At 65.9% G+C, this 13,197-nt stretch carries 14 protein-coding genes; 8 read left to right on the top strand and 6 right to left on the bottom strand.

The features are described from left to right. Positions 1-219: 219 nt before the first annotated feature. From ACQPZ2_RS26115 to ACQPZ2_RS26100, 4 genes are read right to left on the bottom strand one after another with little or no spacing between them, the layout of a single operon-like run. Positions 220-1,035 (bottom strand): SDR family NAD(P)-dependent oxidoreductase, encoded by an 816-nt coding sequence (locus ACQPZ2_RS26115; RefSeq protein ID WP_433520856.1) that lies wholly within the window; start codon positions 1,033-1,035, stop codon positions 220-222. Positions 1,036-1,050: 15 nt separating this feature from the next. After that, complete coding sequence (locus tag ACQPZ2_RS26110; protein WP_433520855.1) at positions 1,051-1,782, bottom strand: glucose 1-dehydrogenase; 732 nt, start codon at positions 1,780-1,782, stop codon at positions 1,051-1,053. 1 nt (position 1,783) lies between these two features. Then, positions 1,784-3,451, bottom strand: coding sequence for a 3-oxosteroid 1-dehydrogenase (kstD, locus tag ACQPZ2_RS26105; RefSeq protein WP_433520854.1), 1,668 nt, complete (start codon positions 3,449-3,451; stop codon positions 1,784-1,786). A 14-nt stretch (positions 3,452-3,465) separates the two neighbouring features. Next, positions 3,466-4,203 (bottom strand): glucose 1-dehydrogenase, encoded by a 738-nt coding sequence (locus ACQPZ2_RS26100; protein WP_433520853.1) that lies wholly within the window; start codon positions 4,201-4,203, stop codon positions 3,466-3,468. Between the two features lie 171 nt (positions 4,204-4,374). On the opposite strand from ACQPZ2_RS26100, the gene ACQPZ2_RS26095 reads away from it, so the two are divergent. From ACQPZ2_RS26095 to ACQPZ2_RS26070, 6 genes are all read left to right on the top strand, one after another. Beyond that, entirely contained in the window at positions 4,375-5,571 is a 1,197-nt protein-coding gene (locus tag ACQPZ2_RS26095; protein WP_433520852.1) for an LLM class flavin-dependent oxidoreductase, read from the top strand. Position 5,572: 1 nt separating this feature from the next. Beyond that, positions 5,573-6,358 carry a glucose 1-dehydrogenase gene (locus tag ACQPZ2_RS26090; protein WP_433520851.1) on the top strand — a complete coding sequence of 262 codons (786 nt, stop codon included), beginning with the start codon at positions 5,573-5,575 and terminating at the stop codon, positions 6,356-6,358. Positions 6,359-6,360: 2 nt separating this feature from the next. Next, entirely contained in the window at positions 6,361-7,308 is a 948-nt protein-coding gene (locus ACQPZ2_RS26085) for an alpha/beta hydrolase (RefSeq protein ID WP_433520850.1), read from the top strand. Then, positions 7,305-7,652, top strand: coding sequence for a hypothetical protein (locus tag ACQPZ2_RS26080; protein ID WP_433520849.1), 348 nt, complete (start codon positions 7,305-7,307; stop codon positions 7,650-7,652). The genes ACQPZ2_RS26085 and ACQPZ2_RS26080 overlap by 4 nt, the downstream gene beginning before the upstream one ends. 93 nt (positions 7,653-7,745) lie before the next feature. After that, positions 7,746-8,264, top strand: coding sequence for a hypothetical protein (locus ACQPZ2_RS26075; protein WP_433520848.1), 519 nt, complete (start codon positions 7,746-7,748; stop codon positions 8,262-8,264). An 80-nt stretch (positions 8,265-8,344) separates the two neighbouring features. Continuing rightward, on the top strand, positions 8,345-8,761 hold the full coding sequence (locus tag ACQPZ2_RS26070; protein ID WP_433520847.1) for a nuclear transport factor 2 family protein: 417 nt from the start codon (positions 8,345-8,347) through the stop codon (positions 8,759-8,761). On the opposite strand, the gene ACQPZ2_RS26065 is transcribed toward ACQPZ2_RS26070, so the two are convergent. Next, positions 8,758-9,081 carry a helix-turn-helix domain-containing protein gene (locus ACQPZ2_RS26065; protein ID WP_433520846.1) on the bottom strand — a complete coding sequence of 108 codons (324 nt, stop codon included), beginning with the start codon at positions 9,079-9,081 and terminating at the stop codon, positions 8,758-8,760. The two genes, ACQPZ2_RS26070 and ACQPZ2_RS26065, sit on opposite strands and share 4 nt — an antisense overlap. 136 nt (positions 9,082-9,217) lie before the next feature. Between ACQPZ2_RS26065 and ACQPZ2_RS26060 the strand changes: the two genes are divergently transcribed. Together ACQPZ2_RS26060 and ACQPZ2_RS26055 are read left to right on the top strand one after the other, a co-directional pair. After that, positions 9,218-11,281: a TRAP transporter permease gene (locus ACQPZ2_RS26060; protein WP_433520845.1), complete on the top strand. Its 2,064-nt coding sequence runs from the start codon at positions 9,218-9,220 to the stop codon at positions 11,279-11,281. Beyond that, positions 11,278-12,273: a TAXI family TRAP transporter solute-binding subunit gene (locus ACQPZ2_RS26055; protein WP_063037557.1), complete on the top strand. Its 996-nt coding sequence runs from the start codon at positions 11,278-11,280 to the stop codon at positions 12,271-12,273. Before ACQPZ2_RS26060 ends, ACQPZ2_RS26055 begins: the two co-directional genes overlap by 4 nt. Before the next feature lies 1 nt (position 12,274). Here the strand turns inward: ACQPZ2_RS26055 and ACQPZ2_RS26050 are convergent, their stop codons facing one another. Further along, positions 12,275-13,141 carry a helix-turn-helix domain-containing protein gene (locus tag ACQPZ2_RS26050; protein ID WP_433520844.1) on the bottom strand — a complete coding sequence of 289 codons (867 nt, stop codon included), beginning with the start codon at positions 13,139-13,141 and terminating at the stop codon, positions 12,275-12,277. Positions 13,142-13,197 lie beyond the last annotated feature (56 nt).

Below are 13,197 nucleotides of genomic sequence, written 5' to 3'. Positions count from 1 at the left end.
ACGGCGCGGGCCGCGGTTGGTGCCGGTATTTCACCAGGAGTTCCCTTGAAGTGGTTGAAACACAACTCGATTCGCGGTGGAACGGTGACTTTCTCCGAGTCCGGAGTCGTCGCGTGGGGAATATCCTGACAGCACAGCAGTTTTAGAGCAACCATTTCCGAAAAAATCGGTGAACCGGTCCGTCAAGCCCGGTTCACCGTCGACAACGTGCCGACCGGTCTATACCTCGTTTCGCATCTGGGCGGTAATGATCCGCTGGTATCCGGAGCCGAAGATCCTTGGCAGCAAATCGATTACGCGGGCATCGGTCCCGATGAGGATCTTCGCCTTATCCTTTCGGATCCCGCGCAGGATGGTCTTCGCCGCGGATTCGGGTGTCGTCTTGGCCAGCCTGTCGAAGTTGGCGGCCAGTGCGTCACGGTCGCGGTCACCACCCGCACGAGCCTTCCACGCGATTTCGGTCTTGATCATGCCGGGATGGACGCTGCTGACCCCGACCGGATGGCCCGCGATCTTCATCTCCTGGCGCAGTGCGTCGGTGAAGCCGCGGATGCCGAATTTGGTTGCGTTGTAGGCGGCTTGGCTCGGGCAGGCGGCAAGGCCGAACATGCTGGAGACATTGGCGATATGACCGTCACCGGAGGCGATCACCTGCGGCAGAAAGGCTTTCGTGCCGTACATGACGCCCCAGAAGTTGATATCGACGATCCACTCGAAGTCTTCCCAGGTCAGCTCTTCGATATTGGCGGTGAGCGAGACGCCCGCATTGTTGACCACGACATTGGCCGGGCCGAAGTCGGACCGGACCTCATCGGCATGTGCGTAGACGGCGGCACGGTCGGTGACGTCCAGCTCGTATGCCCGCGCCTTGGCTCCGGCCTGCTCGCACAATGCGGCGGTTTCGGTGACATTGGCCAGATTTCGCCCGGACAACGCCAGCTTCGCGCCGTGGTCCGCGAGCTCGAGCGCGAGCGCGCGGCCGATGCCCGCGCCCGCGCCGGTGATGACGACGACCTTGTCCTCAAAGTTCTTCACAGCAGCTGTCCTTGGTCATTTGGTGGTGTAGCCGCCGTCGGCGACGAATTCGGAGCCCGTGCAGAAACTCGCCTCATCGGAAATGAGGAACAGCACGAGATCGGCCAGCTCACTGGGTGCTGCGGCACGGGGGAGCGGCTGGTCGTGCACCATCGAGTGCGAGCGATCGGAATCGGAGGTCATCTCGGTGGCCACGACGCCGGGATGCACCGAGTTGACCCGGATGCCGTCCGCGCCGAACTCCTGGGCGGCGGCCTTGGTCATCCCGCGCACCGCCCATTTGGAGGCGACGTAGCCGAGGATATTGCTGAATGCGATGATGCCGCCGATCGAGGAGATATTGACGATCGAGCCATCGCCCGCCCGGCGCATCGACGGCACAACGGCTTTCATGCCGAGGAACACCCCGACCTGGTTCACATCGATCACCCGCCGGTAGTCCGCCTCGGCGAGCCGCTCGATCGGGTCGACGTGCACGATGCCCGCGTTATTGACCAGCCCGGAGACCGGTCCGAAGGTGCGCTCCGCCTCGGCGACCACTGCGGTCCAGGCGGATTCGTCGGTGACATCGAGGGGACAGAACACCGCATGGTCGCCGAGTTCGGCGGCCACCGCCTTACCCTCCTCGACGAGCACATCCGCCACGACCACCGAGGCGCCCTCGCCGACCAGTCGACGGGCGAATGCCGCACCCATGCCCCGCGCGCCTCCGGTCACGATGACCGTCTTGCCACTCACTCTGTCCACGTCACGCTCCTGAATCGGCGATGTGCTCGGCCGCGATATAGCCGAAAACCATGGCGGGTCCGATGGTCGCGCCCGCACCCGCGTAGCTGTTGCCCATGACGGCGGCCGAATTGTTGCCCGCCGCATACAGTCCGGCGATAGGCGCGCCGTCTTCACGCAGCACCCGGGAGTGCTCGTCGGTGACCAGGCCGCCCTTGGTGCCCAGATCGCCGGGCACCATCTCGACCGCGTAGAAGGGGCCCTGATCGATAGGTGCCAGGCAGGGGTTCGGTTGCACGGTGGGGTCGCCGTAGTAGCGGTCGTAGGCGGATTCACCGCGATGGAAGTCCTCGTCGCGTCCGGCGCGCGCGAAACCGTTGAACCGCTGCACCGTTGCGATCAAGGAGTCGGCCGGAACACCGATCTTGGTGGCGAGCTCGGCGAGCGTGTCCGCCTTCTTGATGATTCCGGCATCGAAATACTTCTGCGGGATGGCCTGTTTCGGGAAGGTGCCGAGGAACAGGTATCGATCGCGGAAGCGCTGGTCCATGATGAAGTGCGCAGGCACATGGCCCACACCGGTCGCATGCCGCTCGTACATGGTGTGCACCACATCCACATAGCTGGCCGATTCATTGGTGAACCGCTGGCCCGCGTCATTGACCATGATCGCGCCGGGCTGGGAGCGCTCGGCCAGACAGAAGAACGGCGGCCCGTCCGGATTCCGCACCGACGGTCCCCACCAAGCATCGTCCATCAGATCCAAAGCCGCGCCGAGCCTTTCACCCGCCCGGATCCCGTCACCGACATTCTCGGTCGCGCCGACGGTCCAGTCGGTGCTGACCGGCCCGGTGAAGAACTGTTTGCGCATTTCCAGGTTGTGCTCGAAACCACCGGCGGCGAGCACCACGCCCCGCCGCGCACGGATGACGATCGGTGCACCATCGCGCTCGGCGCGCACCCCGACCACCGCTTCGTCGGCGGTGATCAGTTCGGTGATCGGAGTATTCAGCCAGACCGGCACACCCGCGTCGCGCAGCGCCAGCCACAACCGGGCCACCAGCGCCTTACCCAGGCTCAGCGGCTGTCGTCCACGGATCCGGTTCAGCACCGCCTTGGCGCCGACCTTGATCGCGGTGCGCTTCCCCTTCCAGGTCCGTGCGATCATATTCAGATCGTGGAAGTCGCTGACGGTGAACGCGATTCCCTTCGGGCCGGACATGGTCGGCCGGTTGATCAGCTCCAGATCCTTGCCGAGCAGTCGGCCGTCGATAATCGCCGGTTCGATGCTGCGGCCCTGCGCGAGGCCACCGGGCAGTTCCGGATGGTAGTCGGAATAGCCGCGGTCATAGACGAATTGGAGGTGGTCGGTGCGTGCGCCGAGATAGGTCATCATGCGCGGGCCGTTGTCCAGGAAGGCATCCTGCTTGGCCTGCGGAACGCGGTCGCCGACAACGGATTTCAAATAGACCCGAGCCAGATCCGGGCTGTCGGGCACGCCCTCTCGCACCAGCACCGGATTGTTCGGAATCCATACGCCGCCGCCGGAGCGGGCGGTGGAACCGCCGAAGCTGCCGCTCTTCTCGATCAGCACCACCGAAAGCCCGCGATAGGCGGCGGTGAGCGCGGCGGTCATACCCGCCGCACCCGAGCCGACGACCACGACGTCGTAGGTGTGTTCCTCGGACATCTGGCTCCCTTTCCCTAGTAACCGGCGCCGGTGAGCATGCCGCCGTCGATGACGACCTCGGTTCCGGTGCAATAGCTCGCGGCGTCCGAGGCCAGGAAGACGGCCGCCTCGGAGACCTCGCCGGGCTGTCCCCAGCGCGGAATCGGCAATCCGGCGAAGAAGGTATCGCCGTCGACGCCGGAGCCCGCCGCCGCCGTCATCGGCGTCGCGATACCGCCGGGATGGATGGAGTTGACCCGGATTCCGCTGGCGCCGAGTTCGCGCGCGGCCGATTTGGTCAATCCGCGAATGGCGAATTTGCTTGCGCTGTACGCCGATAGGCCCGCCGCGCCGACGAATCCCTCGACCGAGGAGATATTGACGATCGCGCCGCCGCCGGTCATGGCGGGCGCGGCGGATTTGATGCCCAGCCAGGTCCCGGTGACGTTCACCGTCATGATCGTGGTGAAATCGGCCAGGCTCATCTCGGCGATGCGCTGGAACCGCAGCAGGCCGGCATTGTTGACGAGCACATCGAGCTTGCCGAACTCGTCCACCGCGGTCCGCACCGCGGCCGCCCAGTCGGCCTCGCTGGTTACATCGTGGTGCAGATAGCGTGCGCCGGTTTCGGCGGCCAACTGTTCGCCCTGCTCATCGAGCACATCGCCGAACACCACCCGCGCACCCTCGGCAACGAAGCGGCGGACATGTTCGGCGCCCATCCCGCGCGCTGCGCCGGTGATCAGCGCGACCTTGTCATCGAGTCGACCCACGTCAGGTCCGTCCTTTCTCCGGCGTCGGTTCGAACGCCGTATGCGATATCGACGCTATGGGTGCGCGGGCGGCGCGAGCCGGAATAGTCCCATCCACCGAGACATGCACCTGACCTCAACAAGAGCATCGGAAATATTTCTACTAGGCATATTGGGAAATGGAGGCAATGCATGAAGTTCTCGATGATCTTCGAGGCACAGATGACCGACCCGTCGGCCGATCACGAAAAGCAGGTATTGCGCGACTGCGTCGAGCAGGCGGTACTGGCCGAGGAGATGGGGTTCGACACCGTCTGGGCGGTCGAACATCACGGCTTGAAGTGGTACGCGCATATGAGCGCCCCGGAGATCTTCCTGACCTGGGTGGCCGCGCGCACCGAACGGATCCGCATCGGCCACGGCGTGGTGTGCATGCCGTTCAACTTCAATCACCCGGTGCGCGCCGCCGAACGCGCGGCCATGCTCGATGTGCTCTCCAACGGGCGGGTGAACCTCGGCGCGGGCCGCGGCGCGACCCCGCAGGAGACCTCCATGTGCGGTGTCGATCCCGACCGCACCTATCAGGAGGTCGAGGAGTCGCTGCGCATTATCGGCAAGGCCTGGCAGGATCCGGAGGGCGAATTCGAATGGCACGGTGAGCTGCTCGATATCGATCCGCATCCGATGCTCCCGCGTCCGGTGCAGCTGCCGCATCCGCCGCTGTTCATGGCGTGCACCAAGAAGGACACGCTGAAGCTGGCCGCCGACTACGGAATCGGCGCGCTGGTACTGGGTTTCGCGGGTGTGGAGGAGATCGCCGAACTGCGCCGCACCTATGACGCGGCCATTGCCGAGCGGACGGGGGAGAAGTTCGTCTCCACGGTGGTCAACGATCACTTCGCGGCACTGTGCCCGACGATCGTGCTCGACGACCGGGAGAAGGCGCAGCAGATCGGCGCGCGTGGACAGCGGTTCTTCGCGCAGTCCATCAAGCACTGGTACGGCGCGGGTCCGGTGCCGGACGAGGCCGTCGATCCGACTGTGGACGAGGTGGCCAAGATTCGCGAGGCCGCCGATGAGCATGTGGCGTATCTGCACGAGGCGAAGATTCCGGTGAAGACCGGGGCCACTTCGGTTTTCAATGCCGAGCACGCGTACGGCAGCCCGGAGGACGCCATCGCGTACGTCGAGCGGCTGCAGGCGGCCGGTGCCGACGAGATCCTGTGCCTGATCCAGATGGGGACGGTGCCGCAGGAGGCATGCCTGGAGACCATTCGGCATTGGGGCGAGAAGGTTATTCCGCACTTCCGGGGAGCGCAGCGAGCCGGAAACATCGGGCAGAGCCGGGCAGCTGAGCGTGCCGAGACAACCGAATTCCTGGGAGCTTGAGATGACCGATCTCACTGGCAAAGTCGCCCTCATCACCGGCGCCGCTCGTGGCCAGGGCGAGCAGGAAGCTCGCCTGTTCGCCGCCGCGGGCGCACGCGTCGTCCTCACCGACGTACTCGAATCCGAGGGCAGGGCGGTCGCCGAATCCATCGGTGACTCAGCCCGTTTCGTCCGCCACGACGTCAGCAGCGCCACCGAATGGGCTGCCGCCGTCGACACCGCGGTCACCGAATTCGGTAGCATCGATGTGCTGGTGAACAATGCGGCGATCTACACCGCCAAACCGCTCGTCGATACCTCCGCCGCGGAACTCGAACGCATTCTGCGCATCAATCTGATCGGGTCGTTCCTCGGCATCCAGGCCGTCGTGGATCCGATGCGCGCGGCGGGCGGTTCGATCGTGAATATCTCGTCGCAGGCCGGATTGCAGGGGCTGATGGGACATTCCGCTTACGGTGCGTCCAAATGGGCGCTGCGCGGATTGACGAAGACGGCCGCGCTCGAGTTGGGTCCGCTCGGAATCCGGGTCAACTCGGTGCATCCGGGGCCGATCGCGACACCGATGATCGGGCACCTCGGGCTGAGCACCGGTCCCGGCAGCTTTCCCTCGCTGCCGCTCGGTCGTGTCGGATTGCCTTCGGAGGTAGCGGATTTGGTGGCATTCCTCGCCTCCGATGCCGCCGCGTTCATCACCGGTGCGGAATTGGCCGTCGACGGCGGATTGTCAGCGGGACAGTTCATTCCGCCGGACGCGCTGCCGCCGGTCGGAGCCGTGGGCGAGGCCTGAGCATGCCGCTGAAGCCCGAAGCTCAGGTGATCGTCGATGCCGCGTCGGCGGCGTTTCCCGCGCTGGGCACCGAAGTGCTCGATGCCGCCGTGGCGCGCCGGATACTCGCCGCGCGTCCGGCGGTCCGGGTCGATCCGATTCCGGTCGGGCGGGTCGAGCAGCGTTCGGTGCCCGGACCTGTCGGGGCACCTGAGGTTCGGGTTCGCATGTACTGGCCCGTCGAGTGCGATGCCGACCTGCCGGTCATGATGTTCTGCCACGGTGGCGGTTTCGTGATCTGCGACCTGGACAGTCACGATCAGCTGTGCCGTGCGATGAGCAATGCTGTCGGTGCGATCGTGGTGTCGGTCGACTACCGGCAGGCCCCCGAACATCGGTTCCCCGCAGCCGCCGAGGATGCGTACGCGGTCTTGAAATGGATTGCGGCACAGGCGAATTCCTTCGGTGGCGATTCAGCCCGGATCGGGGTGGCCGGTGACAGCGCCGGCGGTAATCTGGCCGCCGTCACGGCGCTGCTGGCCCGGGATCGCAGTGGCCCGGCCATCGCCCATCAATTGCTGGTCTACCCGATGCTCGATCCGGCCCGTGACGCCGTCTCCTATCGGGAGAATGCCTACGGCTACTTCGTCACCGATGACCATTTGCGCTGGTATTGGGAGCAATACCTCGCTTCGGCCGCCGATGCCGACAACCCGTACGCCGCACCTCCGCGCGCGGCCGATCTGTCCGGACTCCCGCCCGCCTACATCATCACCGCCGAATTCGACCCACTTCGCGATGAGGGCGAGGCATACGGTCGCCGGCTGCGGGATGCGGAGGTCGAGGCAGTCACGATTCGCTACGACGGCCAATTCCACGGCTTCTTCAGCATGGCCGACAACCTGCCGGATGCCGAATACGCCACCGACCAAGCCTTTTCGGCCGTTCGCCGAGCACTGGAGAAGTCATGACCATCGAACGTCTCGGCACCGTCTTCCCCGCCGACAACCTCACCGCCGCAATAGATCTGCTCTCCGCGGTGCTCGGCACCACCGCAACGTTCGTCGACGGTGATCGGTGGGCGCAGTTCGATATCGGACCGACCCGGGTCATGCTCGCCGGTGCCGATGAACGCGACATCCCCTCCCTCGCGGTCAAGGTCGGCGACTTGGACGCGGCCCTCGCGCGCTTGCGCGCCGCCGGATTTCCGGCCGACGATCCGGTCACCGGACCGCACGAACGACGCACCTCCGTCCGCCCGTCCCGCGAATCCCCGTGGGCGATAGTCCTGTACGAGCCCGCCTCCGCCGGATAACCGGTCGGTGTGGTTCGGATAACTTCGCGCCCAGCCTTCCATACGCTACCGTATGGAGAGTGTTCCATACGGGACCGAATGGAGGGTTGGGTCATGGTTCGAAATATCCACCAGCGGGAGTACCCGGTACCCGCGGACCAGCTCGGCGCATTGCTCGCCAGGGCCGCCGAGCCGGACAGTCCGGTATGGCCGCTCGGCTGGCCCGCGCTGGTCCTCGACCGGCCACTCGGTGTCGGGGCCGACGGCGGACACGGTGTCATCCGGTATCGGTGTACCGAGTGGGTGCCGGGCCGCCGCGTGGAGTTCACCGTCGCACCCGGATCCTTCCTGGTCGGCACACACAGCCTCGACGTGCTGGACGGCCCGTGGCCGGACAGCAGCATCCTGCGCCACGAGATCGACTGCCGCCTGCGCGGCATCGGCCACCTGCTGTGGCCCCTGGCCATCCGCTGGATCCACGACGCCATGATCGAGGCGCTGCTCGACCGAACCGCGGTCTCCCTCGGCCACCCACCCGTCACCCCGGCCCGCCCATCGCCATGGGTCGACTTCCTGCGCTCGATCATGAAGCGCCGCCCATCGGCACGGACCCCGGATAAAGCAGCGGCGTGAGCCGTCGCTCGTCCGCTACTGTCGCGGATAACCGGACCAGGCCTCATCTTCGGCAGGAGAGTGGGGCGGCAGGAGGCTTCATGACATTGTCGGCGCAGGATCGGTTCGAGATCGCTGACCTGATCGCGCTGCACGGTCATCTGATGGACGCGGGTGAGCTCGACCGGATGGACGAGCTGTTCACCGCGGAAATCACCTACGACCTCAGTGATTTCGGTGCCGGTGAGCTACACGGGATTCCGGCCCTGCGGGAGGCCGCGGTCGCGCTCGGCAATGGGAATCCGGTCGGGCATCACATAACGAATGTGGTCGTCGCCGAGGTGGACGGCGCCGTTCGGGTGCGGTCCAAGGCGATCGGGATCTATGCCGATGGGACCAGCGGCAGCGTCGAATACGACGATACGGTCGTGCGTGTGGCAACCGGTTGGCGCATCTCGTTTCGGCGGGTGATCGCGCACAAGCTGCCGCTGGGTGGGCGGGCGACCAGGTCGGCTTAGGGCGACAAACCGACCGCTTTTCCACTTTTCGCGGCGACATATTTGTTACAGCGTGTCTGAAAACCCTTACGGGTGTTGCAGGCACCGCCCTTCTCGGGCGTCGTCGGTTCACGCCACGAAGGTGCGAACGTCGGTTCCCGCGTGTATCCGGTCCACGGGACCGAATGGTCGGGATCGGTTTTCCTTTGGGTGAGAGCGGTTTTGACGAAGTCCAGGGATTTGTTGAATGCGAACCGGGCGGCTCCGGCGTGGCGTGCGAGCACGGCTTGCTGCTCGACGGTGGGGTCGAGGCAATACCGGAAGGAGGTGTGGCGGCTCATCACCGGTGAGTGTGACACGAGCCACCGACAATAACGGGCGACTCCGGTGAGTGGCGGTGTCACGCGAATCCGATCCCGAGTTCTCAGATACGCTCTTAGCCGCATACGGACGGTCGCGCGTTGATAGTGTCGCGCAATGTCGGATACGCGGGACGCTCATCTCGAAGCCGAGCCTCCCGCCGACCGCCAGGTCGTGCGGCCCGGGGTTGATCCGGAGCGGGCAGTACCGGACAAGGTCGAGGTCGACGACGAGGAGAAGCCCGCGCGGATATTGCGCGGATGGGCCGAGTGGGTGGTGGCGACGGCCGCGTTCGCGGTCGCGTTGCTGGTGCTGTGGCAGGTCTTCCGGCCGTTGGCGCAGGGGAGTCAGTACTACCTGGTGGTCTTCCTGGCCGGGACGTTGCCGGTGGTGTTCCTGGCCTATCGGTCCGGGCTGCGATGGTTCGATCGGCGGGACGGTCCTGGGCCACTCGACTGGTTGTCGGCGGTGGTCGCGCTGGTGGTGTGCCTGTATCCGGTGCTGCCCATGGCGGTCGGGTCCGGTGGGGGCGGGTACAACGCATTCCTGGATCGGCAGGGTTTGTTCGATCCGGTCGATATCGCCATGGGCACGGTGCTGTTGGTATTGGTGCTGGAGGCTTGTCGGCGCACCACGGGCTGGGTATTGCCCGCGGTGTGCCTGGTGTTCATCGCCTACGGCTACTACGGCGGATACCTGCCGCAGCACTGGACCATCGCGCACGCCGGACTCGACTTCGGGCAGATCATCGATGCGCTCTACAACTCCGGCAGCGGGTTCTACGGCACGCCACTGGATGTCGCGGCCAGCTATATCGTGCTGTTCACCCTCTACGGCGCCGTACTCGAATTCTCCGGCGCGGCACAGTTCTTCGTCGATCTGTCGGTCGCGGCCTTCCGCCGCTCGCGCGGCGCGGCCGGACGCACCACCGTCGCATCCGGATTCCTGCTCGGCACCGTCTCCGGATCAGGCACCGCGACCGCGGTCACCGTCGGTGCGGTCACCTGGCCGATCCTGCGTCGCGCCGGATATCCGCCGGAACAGGCGGCGGGTGTGCTCGCGGCCGCGGGTGTCGGCGCGATCCTGTCACCGCCGACGCTGGGTGTGGCCGCGTTCATCGTCGCCGAATATCTCGACGTCTCCTATGTGACGGTGCTCGGGTGGGCGATGATCCCGACGCTGCTGTACTACTTGGGAATTCTGCTCGCGGTCGAGATCGATGCGCGACGGCTCGGCGCGGAGTCGGTCGAGATCAGCACCACCTCGGTGTGGCGACTGCTGGCCCGATTCGGCTACCACTTCCTGTCTTTGATCGCGATCGCGGTGCTGCTGCTGATCGGCGTGAGCGCCGCGCGCGCCGTGGTGTACGCCACCGCACTGGCGTTCGGGCTCGCCTTCCTCGATGCGCGCATCCGCGCTCAGGCCCGCTCACCTCGACGGATCTTCCAGATGCTCGGCAGCGGTGTGCGTTCGGCGCTGCCGGTGGTCGCGGTGTGCACGTCGGCGGGGGTGATCACCGCGATCGCCACCAAGACGGGACTCGGCGCGCAGCTGGCATCGCTGCTGGTGAGTGCGGGAAAGGCGTTGTCGGACAACCACACCGTCGTGTTGGCGTGCACCGTGGTGCTCGCCGCGATCGCACTCGCGCTGCTCGGGCTCGCGGTTCCGGTGACCGCATCGTTCATTATCGGCTGGGCGATCATCGGTCCCGCGCTGCTCGCGCTCGACGTATCCCCGCCAGCCTCGGCAATGTTCGTCTTCTACTACTCGGTGCTGTCCGAGGTGACGCCACCGACCGCACTGGCCGCCGTGGGCGCGGCGGCCATCACCGGTGCGCGTGCGGTGCCGACGATGTGGCAGGCATTGAAGTACGCGCTGCCCGCCTTCCTGGTGCCGATCGTGTTCGTGCTCAGCGGACCCGGCGAATATCTGCTCGGGCACGGGCCGGTGCTCGGTGTGCTGTGGACCACGATCGTGGCCGGTGTCGGCGTTGCGGCACTGGCCGCCGCGACGGGCGGCTGGATCCTCGGCATCGGACCGGCCGGTATCCCGTCCCGGCTGCTCGCCGCCGTGGCCGGACTGGCGCTGCTGTACCTGGAACCCGGCGCGCTCGTCGTCGGTCTGGCCGCGCTGACCGCGGCCGTCGGGGTCACTCTGCTCTCACGAAGGAGGACGACTTGAGAAGAGTTGCCATAGGATTCGCTGTCGCCGTGGTATCGGCCGGATTGTTGACCGGATGCGGGGGCCGCCGCGACACACCGCAGTCCGATACCGGCGGCGAGGTTACCTGCGAAGTGAAAAGCGAGACCCGCGTCGGCATCGCGACGGGCAATTCGACCGGCGTGTACTTCGCGCTCGGCAATGCCTACGCCGACCAGATTTCGCAGGCCACCGGCGGCAAGGTGAAAGCGACCGCGGCCGAAACCGGTGCGTCGGTGCAGAATATCCAGCAATTGGTGGCAGGCACCTATCAGGTCGCGTTCTCTCTCGCCGATACCGCCGCCGACGCGGTGCTCGGCAATGCCGGTTTCGACGGCAAAAAGCAACCGGTGCAGGCGCTTTCGCGGCTCTATCCGAACTACACCCAGGTGATCGTGCGCGCAGGCGCCGATATCGAATCGGTCGCCGATCTGCGCGGTAAGCGGGTCTCCACCGGCTCGCCGAAGTCCGGCACCGAGGTGATCGCCCAGCGGATACTGCAGGCGGCGGGGTTGAACCCGGACAACGATATCGAGGCCCAGCGCCTGGATCTCACCAAAACGGTGGACGGTATGAAGGACGGTTCCATCGACGCCATGTTCTTCTCCGGCGGCCTGCCGACACCCGGTATCACCGATCTGCTGACCTCCGACAAGGGCAAGGTGCGCTTCCTCGACATCTCCGAACTCACCGGGAGTATGCACGCGGTCAACCCCGTCTACGAGGAAGGCACCATTCCGGGCACCGTCTACGGGCTGTCCGCCGATGTGAAGACCATCGTCGTGCCGAACCTGTTGCTGGTGCGCGACGATCTGGACGCGAACCTGGCGTGCATACTCACCAAGACGCTGTTCGACCGCAAAACCCAACTGGAACAGGCCAATTCGGCCGCGAAGGGGATCAGCCGCGATACCGCGACGATTACCGCACCGGTGCCGCTGCACCGCGGTGCGGCGCACGCCTTGACGAAATAGCTCAGGAGGCCAACGCTTCGGTCAATGCCCGAGCGATATCGACTGTGGCGCCGATGAATTCGTCGCGTTCGGACTTGGTGGTCGATGCCCGCAGCGGCCCCGATTGGACTTCATACGCGGCAGTACCTTTCGCATCGAAAACCGGTGCGGCGAGGTAACTCAGCGGGAGTTCGGCATCGGAGTCGAGTTCTGCCTTGGTGAACGGCCGCGAGGTGAGAAACGCGAGGCGACGTAGGGCGCGGGTGCGCAGGTGCGGCTGCACGAGTTCGGTCCCCATCGCGCTGAGTAGGTCGGCGAGGAGTTCGACCGTGCCCGCATCGTCGGTACGTGGGCGGAACAGGGCAACGCCGCGATCACGCACGAGCGCGAGCAGCCCGCTCGCGACGCGTCGATCCGAGTCGGGTGCGGTGGCCAGCCAGGTGTTCTGCTCGGCCGCCGAACGCCACGGCATCACGCTCGCCCCCGCCGGAAATTGCATCGGGATGCGATGGCCGACGGGTATGCCGGGGACGACGCGCTCGGGTCCGTGGCGCACATCGAGCACGGTGAGGTGATCGGGCTCGATACGACTCAGCGTCGCGCCGTAGCCGGTCCGCACGGTGAGTTCGGCGAGGATATCGCCGAGTGTGTGCGGCAGTGCGGGACCGTGCGGATTCGCCAGCGTCGGACCGAGACCGTATCCGCGGCTCGCGTCGCGGCGCACCCAGCCCGCCGATTCCAGTTCGGCCAGAATCGCCGTCGCGGTCGCGCGGGCGATATCGAGCCGGTCCGCGATGCCCGCGACGCTGATCGGCTCCGGCGTCGCGGCGAGCAGCGACACGATGTCGATGACACGGCGGGTCGGCGGGGACGGGGACCGGTCGGACATGTGCAACCTCTTGTGCGGCTCGGTGGGACAGCTCTACGATGACGAATATTACGACA

This window comes from Nocardia pseudovaccinii, from assembly GCF_050942345.1.
In the GTDB taxonomy this organism is placed as follows: Bacteria; Actinomycetota; Actinomycetes; order Mycobacteriales; family Mycobacteriaceae; genus Nocardia; species Nocardia pseudovaccinii.
The sequence above is the reverse complement of the archived record's forward strand: the minus strand, read 5'-3'. Positions and strand labels throughout refer to the sequence as shown.

Coding starts and splice junctions, on each gene's coding strand:
- ACQPZ2_RS26080 (WP_433520849.1), top strand. CDS start 7,305: ATGACCATCGAACGTCTCGGCACCGTCTTCCCCGCCGACAACCTCACC.
- ACQPZ2_RS26095 (WP_433520852.1), top strand. CDS start 4,375: ATGAAGTTCTCGATGATCTTCGAGGCACAGATGACCGACCCGTCGGCC.
- ACQPZ2_RS26075 (WP_433520848.1), top strand. CDS start 7,746: ATGGTTCGAAATATCCACCAGCGGGAGTACCCGGTACCCGCGGACCAG.
- ACQPZ2_RS26050 (WP_433520844.1), bottom strand. CDS start 13,141: ATGTCCGACCGGTCCCCGTCCCCGCCGACCCGCCGTGTCATCGACATC.
- ACQPZ2_RS26070 (WP_433520847.1), top strand. CDS start 8,345: ATGACATTGTCGGCGCAGGATCGGTTCGAGATCGCTGACCTGATCGCG.
- kstD (WP_433520854.1), bottom strand. CDS start 3,451: ATGTCCGAGGAACACACCTACGACGTCGTGGTCGTCGGCTCGGGTGCG.
- ACQPZ2_RS26085 (WP_433520850.1), top strand. CDS start 6,361: ATGCCGCTGAAGCCCGAAGCTCAGGTGATCGTCGATGCCGCGTCGGCG.
- ACQPZ2_RS26090 (WP_433520851.1), top strand. CDS start 5,573: ATGACCGATCTCACTGGCAAAGTCGCCCTCATCACCGGCGCCGCTCGT.
- ACQPZ2_RS26065 (WP_433520846.1), bottom strand. CDS start 9,081: ATGAGCCGCCACACCTCCTTCCGGTATTGCCTCGACCCCACCGTCGAG.
- ACQPZ2_RS26060 (WP_433520845.1), top strand. CDS start 9,218: ATGTCGGATACGCGGGACGCTCATCTCGAAGCCGAGCCTCCCGCCGAC.